The organism is Streptomyces sp. NPDC048383 (assembly GCF_040651775.1).
GTDB lineage: Bacteria > Actinomycetota > Actinomycetes > Streptomycetales > Streptomycetaceae > Streptomyces.
The window spans coordinates 48,438-59,706 of record NZ_JBEZKS010000031.1 but is presented as its reverse complement, the minus strand read 5'-3'; the positions used below and the strand labels follow the sequence as shown (position 1 = coordinate 59,706).

The 11,269-nt window shown below is 73.8% G+C and carries 8 protein-coding genes; 5 read left to right on the top strand and 3 right to left on the bottom strand.

Annotation, left to right across the window (positions count from 1 at the left end; translation table 11 throughout):
• Positions 1–129: 129 nt before the first annotated feature.
• From AB0D46_RS21530 to AB0D46_RS21520, 3 genes are all read right to left on the bottom strand, one after another.
• On the bottom strand, positions 130–1,839 hold the full coding sequence (locus AB0D46_RS21530) for a condensation domain-containing protein (protein WP_362879613.1): 1,710 nt from the start codon (positions 1,837–1,839) through the stop codon (positions 130–132).
• On the bottom strand, positions 1,836–3,569 hold the full coding sequence (locus AB0D46_RS21525) for a carbamoyltransferase C-terminal domain-containing protein (protein WP_362879611.1): 1,734 nt from the start codon (positions 3,567–3,569) through the stop codon (positions 1,836–1,838). Before AB0D46_RS21525 ends, AB0D46_RS21530 begins: the two co-directional genes overlap by 4 nt.
• Positions 3,570–3,643: 74 nt before the next feature.
• Positions 3,644–4,258 (bottom strand): helix-turn-helix transcriptional regulator, encoded by a 615-nt coding sequence (locus tag AB0D46_RS21520; protein WP_362879610.1) that lies wholly within the window; start codon positions 4,256–4,258, stop codon positions 3,644–3,646.
• Positions 4,259–4,743: 485 nt separating this feature from the next.
• On the opposite strand from AB0D46_RS21520, the gene AB0D46_RS21515 reads away from it, so the two are divergent.
• The 5 genes from AB0D46_RS21515 to AB0D46_RS21495 all read left to right on the top strand — a co-directional run bounded on the left by AB0D46_RS21515 (position 4,744) and on the right by AB0D46_RS21495 (position 11,229).
• A complete protein-coding gene (locus AB0D46_RS21515) occupies positions 4,744–6,135 on the top strand; it encodes a lysine 2,3-aminomutase (protein WP_362879608.1) in 1,392 nt (463 codons plus the stop codon).
• 21 nt (positions 6,136–6,156) lie between these two features.
• Positions 6,157–7,317: a capreomycidine synthase gene (gene vioD / locus AB0D46_RS21510; RefSeq protein WP_362879607.1), complete on the top strand. Its 1,161-nt coding sequence runs from the start codon at positions 6,157–6,159 to the stop codon at positions 7,315–7,317.
• Positions 7,314–9,182, top strand: a complete 1,869-nt coding sequence (locus tag AB0D46_RS21505) for a non-ribosomal peptide synthetase (RefSeq protein ID WP_362879605.1) — start codon at positions 7,314–7,316, stop codon at positions 9,180–9,182. The genes vioD and AB0D46_RS21505 overlap by 4 nt, the downstream gene beginning before the upstream one ends.
• Before the next feature lie 255 nt (positions 9,183–9,437).
• A complete protein-coding gene (gene vioC / locus AB0D46_RS21500; protein WP_362879604.1) occupies positions 9,438–10,472 on the top strand; it encodes an arginine beta-hydroxylase, Fe(II)/alpha-ketoglutarate-dependent in 1,035 nt (344 codons plus the stop codon).
• Positions 10,473–10,479: 7 nt separating this feature from the next.
• Positions 10,480–11,229 (top strand): GNAT family N-acetyltransferase, encoded by a 750-nt coding sequence (locus AB0D46_RS21495; RefSeq protein ID WP_362879602.1) that lies wholly within the window; start codon positions 10,480–10,482, stop codon positions 11,227–11,229.
• Positions 11,230–11,269 lie beyond the last annotated feature (40 nt).

Below are 11,269 nucleotides of genomic sequence, written 5' to 3'. Positions count from 1 at the left end.
CGCGGTGTTCGGTGCGGTGCGTCGCGAGGCGGAGGGCCGCGGTTCGTACCGGACGTACTTCCGTGGTCCGACAACGCGGCGAGGTGCCGTGCCGGGCGCCGCGACCCGGTGGACCTTTCCGGCCCAGCACTAGGCGGCGTCCGATCCGGTCAGGGCGTGCAGGAGTGCGGTGAGGGCCTCCCGGTGGCGGGTGGCCAGCGCGCGCACGGTCGTTTCCCCGTACAGGGCGGTGGAGTACCACCACTCGACGCACAGTTTCGCGTCGTCGGTGGTGGCGATGACCTCGACGGGGTGCGGGCGCGTCCAGTGGGGGGCCGTGATGTCGCCGACCGGTTCCGGGGCGATGTCCGGCAGGAGGGTGCCCAGGGGGAGCGCGTCGGCGTCGTCGCCCTCGAAGTCGAAGGAGACGTTGCTGGGTGGGGCGGCGCGCAGCGCCGCGGCGATCCGGGGCCGGCCGTGCCGGGCGAGCGCACCGTGGCCCACTCCGCCGCCGGGCAGGGCCGCGAGGTGGCCCACGGTCCGGGCGAGGCGCTCGGCGGGGGAGCCGGGGGCCAGATCCAGGCGGACGGGGACCGTGGTGGTGAACCAGCCGGTGGTGCGGGCCAGTTGGGTGTCACCGACGGTCTCCTCGCGGCCGTGGCGCAGTACGTCCACGCGGACCGCGGGTTCGCCGAGGCGTTCGGCCAACACCTCGCCGAGGGCGTGCAGGACGAGGTCGCCCGGGTGGGCGCGGTGGGTGCGGGCCACCGCGTGGAGCCGGGCGGTGAGCTCCGCGGGGAACTCCTCGCGGTGGGTGGCGGCGCTCGCGGCGGTGTTCACGGCCCGTGGGTCCGCCACGGGACGGTCCGGGGGCAGGGCGGCGGGAGTGCGGGCGACCTCCGTCCACCACTGCGCCTGCTCCTGCGCCTCGGGGGTGCGGGCGTGGGCCGCGAGGGCCCGCGCCCACTCCGGGTAGGAGGTGCCCTCGACCGGCCACACGTCGGACCGGCCCTCCTCCAGGGCCGTGTACACCTCCTCCAGATCGGCGAGCAGCACCGACCACGAGACCATGTCGATCGCCAACTGATGGACGACGATCAGTAGCCGACCGGGCCGCGACGGGCCGGCGTCGAAGCGCACGAAGCGGGCCACGCGTCCGGCCCGCGGGTCCAGGGAGCGCTGCTCGGCCGCGCACCGCAGGGTGACGGCGGCCGTCAGCTCCGCGTCGGCGAGCGCGCGGACGTCGACGGTGTCGAGCACCGGGCCGAGGGCGTCCGTCGCGGGGCCGCCGGTGGCCAGCGCCGACGTGTGCTGACGGGGCCGGCGGGCCGGGCGCTCCTCGACGGCGAGGCGCAGCGACGCGTGGCCGGCGACCAGGCGGCGCACGGCCTCGGCGAACCGTTCGGGGTCGACGTCCGGCCGGGTGGTGAACAGGAGGGCCTGGTTCCACTGGCCGCGCTCGCCCGTCTGCTCCTCCCAGGCCTGTTCCTGGGAGGGGGTGAGGACGACCGGGTCGTGGGCGGCGCCGGGCGGCGCGGCCTCGGTCGCGCCGCGCTGGGCGGCCCGTTCGGCCACGAGCGCGGCGAGGCCGGCCGTCGTCAGCCCGGGGGCGAACAGCTCGCGCAGTTGCACCCGTACGCCGAAGGCCGACTCGACGCGGCGGGCGGTGCGGATCAGGTCGAGCGAGTCCACGCCGAGGTCGCGCAGCGGTGCGGTGAGGTCCGCGTCGGGGATCAGGACCGCCTCGGCGAGCCAGTCCACCAGCGTGACGCGGACCTCCTCGACGGACGGTGTGGGCGGGGCCGACCGCCCCGCTGCCGGGGTCCGTTCGGCGGTGTGCGCGCTTACCGGGGCGGTCACGCGCCGGCCTCCCCGCGGGGGCCGGAGGGGCGGCGCACCAGGAACGGCCCGACGGCGAGGGCGTCCAGGGGCAACCGGTGGAAGGTGGCGAGGGCGTCGCGGGGGCTGCACACGACCGGTTCGTCCCGCCCGTTGAAGGAGGTGTTCATCACGACGGCGGTGCCGGTGTGCCGGCCGACCTCGCCGATGAGGCGGTGGTAGAGCGGGTCGACCGCGGCGGAGACGGTTTGCGGGCGGGTCGTGCGGTCGCTGTGCACGACGGCGGGCATCGCCGCGGCCCCGGCCTCGGTCACCGGAGTGGTGACGATCATGTACGGCAGCGGGGTGGTGGTGCCGATGAGGACCTCGGCGGCCTCCTCCTGCATGCTCGGGGCGAACGGGCGCCACGCCTCGCGGTCCTTGATGCGTACGTTGACCCGGTCGCGCGTGGACTCGGGATCGGGTACGGCGACCAGGCTGCGGTGGCCCAGCGCCCGGGGGCCGCCCTCGGCCCGGCCCTGGAACCAGCCGGAGACCCCGCCCGCGGCCAGTACGTCGGCGGTGGCGGCGGCGATGTCGGCGGGCTCGGTGTACGCGGTGCCCGAGGCGTCCAGGACGTGCCGTATCTCGTCGGGGGACCACTGCGGGCCCCATGCGACGGTGCCCGTCATGGGTTGGATGCGGTCGCCCTCCTGGGCGGCGACCCGGACCGCGGCGCCGAGCGAGACGCCCTGGTCCCCGGCGAGGGGCTGGACGAAGAGGTCCCGGACCTCGGGCATCCGCATGATCTTGCCGTTGAGGGTGGCGTTGAAGCCGACGCCGCCGGCGATCAGCAGCGTGGTCTCACCGGTCTCCCGCAGCAGCCCGCGGACCAGGCCCATGACGGCCCGCTCCAGGGCGGCCTGCGCGGTGGCGGCGACGTCGCGGTACTCGAAGGGGTCCCGGTCGGTGATGGTGGCGTACCGGCCGGCGCGGGCGTCGAAGCGGCGCACGCCGCGGTTGGGCGCCTCGGGGAGGGTCTTCTCCAGGTGCTCCAGCCAGTACCGGATGGTGGCCGTCTCCTCGTCCGTGGTGCCCGTGGAGCGCAGGTCGGGCGGGACGACGCCGATGCTGAAGTCCTCGTCGGCGAAGGCGAAGGCGCCACCGAAGGTGAGGTCGCCGGGGGTGCCGTAGGAGGCCAGACCCATCATCTTGCCCGCGGCGTCCGACCCGAGCCCGGCGTACTCGCAGACGGCGGCGTAGAAGTAGCCGAGCGACCAGCCGGGGGAGTGGGCGCGCAGCGTCTTGATCTCGCCGTCGATGCCGACGGCCAGGGTGGTGCTCTCGTTCTCGCCCTGGCCGTCGAGGACGAGGATCGCGCCGCGGTCGCGCCCGGAGAGGAGGTAGGCGCTGGCGGCGTGGGCGACGTGGTGGTTGACGAAGGTCAGCCGCGGGTCGCGCGACCGCGGGAACAGCGCCTTGGGCAGCAGGTGTTCCAGGCAGTCGGCGTCGTTGTCGAACCAGCCCAGACCGCGGTCCGCGAAGAGGGTGGGCAGGTCCCACCCGTGGGCGACGACATCGATGTCGTCCAGGGTGAGACCGCCCTGCGCGAGGCAGTACGCGGCGGCGTGGAGAGGAGCCTCCCCGTAGGCGTGCTTGTGACGGGTGAAGCGTTCCTCTTCGGCCAGGGCGATGACTTCGCCGTCCACGACGAGGCAGGCCGCACCGTCGTGGCTGGCACCGGGCCATCCGTTGACTCCGAGCACACGCATGTCAGTCCCCAAAGGTCGGTCGGGATCCGCCGGTTCCGCCTCGGGCCCGCAGGGCGCTCGGCGTCCGGTCTCGCCTACGGATCTTGGCGGCCGTCCGGGTTGTACACGACCTGTGAGTTTGTGCGGAGATCCGCGGCGAAGATCGCCGATGCCGCCTTCAGCACCGCGTTGGCGTGCCGGAGTTGCTCGACCTCGCTGCGCAGCCGCCGCAGTTCCGCCCGCTCGCCGGCGGTCAACGCGTCCCCGGCCGGCCGGCGCGCGGCGGCGACGGGCGGGGCGACGGCCCGGGCGGCGGCGCGCGGCTCGGCCCGGCGGGCCGCGGCGGGGGACGCGCCGGGCCCGGGGCGGCGATCCGCGGCCGAGGGGGAGGTCGCGGGCCGACCGGCGCCGCGCGGCTGGCCCCGGGCGGGGTTGTCGCGCGCCTCCAGTTCGCTGCTCAGGCGGTACCAGCGGCGGGTCCACGGCTCCGGATCACCCCCGCACGCGGTCACGTAGGCGAGCGTCACCTTCAGGGAGGGCTTGTGCAGTCCGCGCGCCGCCTCCGAAAGGGTGGCCACGGAGTAGTGGGCGCGTTTCGCCATGGTCCGGTAGGAGGGGTTGCCCGCCTGCTTGCGCAGACCGCGCAGGGTGTGGGCGAACTCCTCCAGCGGTCCGGCGGTGGGGTCTAACAACCGCTCTGGCCTGGGCATGCTTCTCCCCTGGTGGTGAAGTGGTGTCGAGCGAAGCGCATGTTCTGTGATGCCGTACAACCTGGTCAGTGGCGCACGGGTCCGTGACGAGGACCGGTTCGAGGGCCCGGAGTCAACCGAAAGACACCGCACCGGACCTCTCGGACATTGGTACATGCCAACGACATTTCCATCAATCGGCAGCCGATGGATCCGGCCACCGCGCGACCGGGTTCGTCCTGATCGGAGTGGGCCGGCCCGCTTCGCCGAACAGCCCGTCCCGGGGCGTTCCCCGAACGTTCCGCTTCCTGTCGCGACGTGTTGTGCCGTCAAGGATCGCCGCAGTTCGTTGGCCGTACAACCATCCGCCTTCGGCGCCATGTTGTACAGGGGCACAGGGCCCGAGCACCCCGTACAACACGCCCTCGTGTACAACGCCGGGGCTCTGCAAGATCGGTTCCCGTAAGCCGACACGGCCGAAACCGACGGGAATGGGTGGCGGGCTGGTGGACACAGCACACGGCCAGACGGAGTCAGCTGGGCTCGAAGAGGTCTACGAGTACCGGAACAGTCCGCTCGTGGAACCGGACTGGCGGCGTCTGCCCGGCTGGCGGGCGGTCACCGAAGCCGAATGGGCGGACCCGCAGTGGCAGCGCGCCCACTGCGTCAAGGACGCGAAGGGACTGCGCGCGGTCGTCGGCGACCTGCTCGACGAGCGGTTCTACGAGGACTGGGAGCAGGACCGGCTGCACCGGGCCACCATGTCGGTGCTGCTGCCGCCCCAGATGCTCAACACCATCGCGCCCGACACCGCGGCGGCCCGTCCGGGCGAGCTGACCAAGGCCTTCTACGACGACCCCGTACGGCGCTACATGCTGCCGGTGTTCTCCGACCGGCACCCCCAATGGCCCTCGCACCCGATGGCCGATCGGGACTCGTTGCACGAGCAGGACATGTGGGTGGTGGAGGGACTCACCCATCGCTACCCCACCAAGGTGCTGGCGGAACTGCTGTCGACCTGCCCCCAGTACTGCGGGCACTGCACCCGCATGGACCTGGTGGGCAACTCGACCCCCCAGGTCACCAAGAACAAACTCCAACTCAAGCCGGTCGACCGGGCCGAGCGGATCCTGGGGCACCTGCGCGGCTCTCCCGGCATCCGGGACGTGGTGGTGTCCGGGGGCGACCTCGCCAACCTGCCCTGGCCGCGGCTCGAACGCTTCGTGGACGGCCTGCTGGACATCGACTCGATCCGCGACATCCGGCTCGCCAGCAAGGGGCTGATCGGACTGCCCCAGTACTGGAACTCCACTCCGGTGCTGGAGGGGATCGAGCGCCTGGCCCGAAAGGCCCGCTCCCGCGGGGTGCGCGTCGCGCTGCACACCCACGCCAACGCCGCGCAGCAGGTGACGCCCGCGGTGGCGCGTGCGTCCTGGGCCCTGTTGGGCGCCGGTCTGCACGACGTGCGCAACCAGGGCGTGTTGATGCGCGGGATCAACGACAGCGCGCACGACCTGCTCGACCTGTGCTTCGCGCTCGTCGACCACGCGGGCATCACTCCGTACTACTTCTACATGTGCGACATGATCCCGAACGCCGAGCACTGGCGGGTGCCGTTGCACCGCGCCCAGCTGATTCAACGTCAGATCATGGGCTACCTGCCGGGGTTCTCCACCCCGCGCCTCGTGTGCGACGTACCGCTGGCCGGCAAACGGTGGGTCGACCAGGTCGACTCCTACGACCGTGACCTCGGGGTCTCGCACTGGAGCAAGAGCTACCTCACCCCGCTGGAGGCGGCCGACCCGGACGCCCACAGCGGCTCCTACCACTACTACGACCCCATCGACACGCTGCCGCCCTCCGGGCAGCGCTGGTGGCGGGAAGCCCGTCAGGGGTAGAGAAGGGACAGTTGCACAGCCATGAGCAGTCTGCGTCCACGGCGTGAAGAACCGCCGGTGCTGGAGGAGTGGTACCGCCGCCACCTCGGCCCGGACATCCACGACATCAGCTCCAGCGGCGTCCACCCGTACACCTTCGCGGAGATACGCGACCTGTGCCGGATCCCGGTCGACGACCTCGACCGGATCGTCATGGACGACAGCGTCTCCCAGGGCGGCGCCGGCGTCCGCCGGGCCATCGCCGACCGGTACGCGGGCGGCGACGCCGACCGGGTGCTCGTCACCCACGGGTCCAGCGAGGCCATCGCCCTGACACTGAGCACGCTGCTGCACCCCGGTGACCGGGTCGTCCTCCAGGAGGGCATCTACCACTCGCTGGGCCACTACCCGCGGGCGGCCGGTTGCGACCTGGTCGAACTGCCGGCGCGGGCGGTCCGCGACGGTGTGATCGACCCCGATGTGCTGGCGGACGTGATCACCCCCGGTACCGCGGCCGTGATCGTCAACTTCCCGCACAACCCCACCGGCGTCACCCTGTCCGGCCAAGGCCTCAAGGCGCTGACGGAACGGACCGCGGAGACCGGCGCGGTGCTCGTGTGGGACGCCGCGACCGCCGAGATCGCCCACCGCTGGGACGTGCTCCCCGACCCCGGCGCCGACGGCGGCGACACGGTGTCGTACGGCACCTTCTCCAAGACGTTCGGCCTGCCCGGACTGCGGGTGGGCTGGGCCGTCGCGCCCGAGGAACTGATCACCTCCACCTATCCGCTGCGCGACCGGACCACCCTGTTCCTCTCCCCGATGGTCGAGCTGGTCGCCGAGCGCGCCATGCGCCACGCCGACGAGCTGATCGGCGTACGGGCGGCCGAGGCGCGGCGCAACCTCGCGCACCTGACGCGGTGGACGGCCGAGCACGCGGACCAGGTCCGCTGGACCCCGCCCGAGGGCGGCGTCTGCGCGCTGCCCGTCTTCCGTGAGCTGGAGCGCGCGCAGGCCGGACCGGAAGCGGTGGAACGGTTCTGCCTGGAGCTGCTCGCGGGCCACCGCACCCTGCTGGTGCCGGGCACCGCGTTCGGGATGCCGCACGGCGCCCGGCTCGGCTTCGGCGGCCCCGAGGAGGACTTCCGCGCCGGCCTCGCCGGCCTGTCGGACTTCCTGCGGACCCGGGGGGCCGGACGGTGACGGCCGCGCCCGGCTCCGATCCGCTCGACCTGTGGGACCTCGCGGTGCGCGACCACGCCGACGGGCCCGCGCTCGTCACCCCCCGGCGCGTCCTGTCGTACCGGGACGTGGACCGGCTCACCGACGCCTGGGCCGACTCCCTCGCGGAGCGCGGCGCCGGCCCGGGGGAGTTGGTGGGGCTGGCCTTCGCCGACCCCGCGCGCACCGTGCTCGGCATGCTGGCGGCGCTGAAGGCCGGAGCCGGGTTCACCGTCCTCGACGACCGACTGCCGCCCGCCGCCCGGGCGGAGCTCGTCGGCCGCACCGCGGCGAGGGTGTGGCTCGGCGACGGCCGGCACGCGCCGGAAGGGGCGTACGTACCGGACGAGGCCGCGGCGGACGCGGCCGGTTCCGCCGCCGCGGACCGGTCGGGGCGGGCCGCCGGGTCCGACACGGCGTACGTCCTGTTCACCTCCGGCTCCACCGGCCGGCCCAAGGGCACCGTCATCGAGCGGGACGCGCTGCGCCGGTTCGCGCACGCCGTCGCGCGGCGGTTGGAGCTGACGCCGGGCGACCGGTGGCTCCAGGTGGCCTCGCTGGGCTTCGACGTGCTGATCGAGGAGGTGTTCCCCGCGTTCGCCGCCGGCGCGGCCGTCGTGTGCCGCGAGGACACCCAGGCCCTGGACGCCGAGGAACTGCACCTCACCCTCGCCCGGACGCGGACCACCGTCGTGGAACTGTCCACCCAGTACTGGCTGGAGTACGCCCGCTGGCTCGACGCCCGCGGCGCCACCACCCCGAGCACGCTGCGCACGGTCGTGGTGGGCGGCGAACGGATGGACCCCCGCCCCTACCGCGACTGGCAGGCGCGGCAACCCGCCGCCCTCGCCCACGTGTACGGGCTCACCGAATGCACCGTCAGCTCCACCTTCTACACCGGGCGGCTGCCCGCCGACGCCGAGGAAGTGCCGCTCGGCACCCCCCTGCGCGACGTGGACATCAGCATCCGGCGGGACGGCCGCCCGGTGCCGGACGGCGAGAGCGGGGAGATCCACATCGGCGGCCCGCTGCTGGCCCGCGGCTTCCTGGACGACGAGGCCGCCACCGCCCGACGCTTCGTACCCGACCGGTACGCCGCCGAACCCGGAGCGCGCCTTTACGTGACCGGCGACCTCGGCCGGATCGACGCCGACGGGCAACTGGTCTTCCTCGGCCGGGTCGACGACCAGATCAAGATCCGCGGGCACCGGCTGGAGCCGGCCCGGGTGGAGCGCGTCCTGTGCGAGCTGCCCGACGTCGACCAGGCGGTGGTGCTGCCCGATCCGGAGACCGGCACCGCCCTGTGGGCGTTCACCGTGCCGACCGATCCGGCGACGGCGCCGCCGCCCGGGGAGGCCGTACGCCTCACGGGCGCCGACCGGGACGCGCTGGTGGGCCCGCTGGAGGCGCGACTGCCCGACTGGGCCGTACCGCGGGTGCTGCACCGGGTGTCCGTCCTGCCGAAGAACGCGCACGGCAAGGTCGACAAGCGGCGGCTGGCCGCCTGGGCGGCCGCGGTGACGGCCCCGTCCGGAGCCGGAGCCGGATCGGTGGCCGGCCCGGGCCCGCGGGCGGCGCACGCGCGGGGCGCCGCGGATTCCGGACGGGGGGAGCCGCCGGACTCCGTGCTGACGCTCTTCCGGGAGGTCCTGGACGCCCCCCAATTCGGCCCCGACGACGACTTCTTCGACCACGGCGGGCAGTCCCTGCTCGCCATGCGCCTGCTCACCCGACTGCGGGAGTCCCATCCCGCCGCCGCCGGACTGCGGGCGAGCGCCCTCTTCACCCACCCGACCCCGCGCCGACTGGCCGGAGCCCTCGCCGACCGCGCGACGGCCCGGGCCTGACGACCGCGTCACCGGAGCGCCGGGTCGCCGACCGCCGGGTCGCCGAACACCGGGTTCACGGTCCGCGCCGGCCCCCGGCAACCCGTACCCGTCCGCGACCCGCGACCCGCAACCACCACCGGCCGCACCGGTCGGCCGCCCCACCACCGCAGGGCAGCCCGTCACCCGACGGCCCGTACCACCCGAGGGCCCGCGAACCCGGCTCCGGCCGCCCCGCGGGCAGCAACCCGTCCCGACCACTCAGCGAGAGTTGGCATGTCGAACCTCACCGACCAGTCCACGCCCGGCTACACCCTCACGGCCGACGAGGCCTCCGCCATCGCGGAACTCGGTCTCGAACTGGCCTTCCACTACCCGTCCTTCGGCGACCCCGTGTTGCTGCGCGACCTGCCGCGGCTCGCGGCCCGGCTCCCCGAAGGCGTGCAGCACTTCCTGCGCGAGTTCAAACTGGCCGACCGCCGGGGCCACACCGTGATCCGCGGCCACGACTTCGACCAGGAACGGATCGGCCCCACCCCCGACCACTGGCGGGGCCGTGCCCGGCCCGGGCCCGAGTTCCCCGAAGAGCTGCTGCTGATGCTGTACTCGGCGCTGCTCGGCGAGCCCTTCGGATGGGCCACCCAGCAGGACGGCCACCTCGTGCACGACATCTTCCCGATCCGGCAGCACGAGAACGACCAGCTCGGGATGGGCAGCAAGGAACTGCTGACCTGGCACACCGAGGACGCCTTCCACCCCTACCGCAGCGACTACCTGATCCTCGGAGCGCTGCGCAACCCCGACCACGTGCCCACGACGGTCGGTGAACTCGACCTGTCCTCCCTGTCCGTCGAGGACATCGACATCCTCTTCGAGCCGCGCTTCCACATCGCGCCCGACGAATCGCACCTGCCGAAGAACAACACGATCGCCTCGACGGAGGAGGCGGCCCGGTTCGCCACCATCCAACGGATGATCGACGAGCGGCCGCTCGCGCCGCTGCTCTACGGCTCGCGCCTGGACCCGTACATGCGCCTGGACCCGTACTTCACCTCCGTTCCCGAGGAGGACACCGACGCGCGGCGCGCCTACGACGCGCTGTTCAAGGTGGTGGACGCCGGGATGCGCGAGGTCGTCGCGGACCGGGGCGACGTGCTCTTCATCGACAACCACCGGGCCGTGCACGGCCGGTTGCCGTTCCGGGCCCGCTACGACGGCACCGACCGCTGGCTGAAGCGGGTCTGCGTGACGAGCGACCTGCGCCGCTCCCGCGAGATGCGGGCCACCGCCGACACCCGCCTGCTGGGCTGACCCGCCGGTGTCCCTCACCCTGACCGACCTGTCCCGGGACCCGTGGCTGCTGCCCGAGGTGGACGCCCTCATCGGCGCCAACATGCCGGCCTTCATGAGCTGGGAGTCCCCCGGCAACTGGCGCTGGCACGGCATGTACGACCGCCACCCCGCCCACCAGCTCTGCCTGGTGGACGAGGACGGGCGCCTGGTCGCTGCCGCCAACGGGCTGCCGGTCCGCTGGGACGGCAGCGCCTCCGCGCTGCCGTCCGGCAGTGACGAGGTCCTGGTGGAGGGCGTCGACCACGGGCCGCCCGACCGACCCGACGCCGTGTGCATGCTGTCGGTGTCCGTGGACCCCGCCCGCCGGGCCGAGGGCCTCGCGGAACGACTGCTGACGGAGGTCCGGCGGCGGGCCGCGACCGACGCCCCGCGCGGGGTGATCATCCCGGTCCGGCCCACCCGCAAGCCGCGCTACCCGCTGATCCCGATCGCCGAGTACGCGGCCTGGCGCCGGCCCGACGGCCGCTGCTTCGACCCCTGGCTGCGGACCCACCTCGACCTCGGAGCCCGTCAACTGGGCATCGCCGGCCGGTCCCTGGTGATCCGTCAACCAGTGATCCGGTGGGCGGAGTTCCTCGGACATCCGCTGCCCGGCCCGGGGGATTACCCGCTGCCCGGCGCCCTCGTCCCGCTGCGCGTCACCGAGGACGGCCACGGCACGTACGCCGAGCCCAACGTCTGGGTCCACCACCCCGCCGGACCCGCCGGCCCGTAACCCGGTCCGGGACCCCACCACCCCCGATCCGCTCCGCGTC

Coding starts and splice junctions, on each gene's coding strand:
- AB0D46_RS21525 (WP_362879611.1), bottom strand. CDS start 3,569: ATGCGTGTGCTCGGAGTCAACGGATGGCCCGGTGCCAGCCACGACGGT.
- vioD (WP_362879607.1), top strand. CDS start 6,157: ATGAGCAGTCTGCGTCCACGGCGTGAAGAACCGCCGGTGCTGGAGGAG.
- vioC (WP_362879604.1), top strand. CDS start 9,438: ATGTCGAACCTCACCGACCAGTCCACGCCCGGCTACACCCTCACGGCC.
- AB0D46_RS21520 (WP_362879610.1), bottom strand. CDS start 4,258: ATGCCCAGGCCAGAGCGGTTGTTAGACCCCACCGCCGGACCGCTGGAG.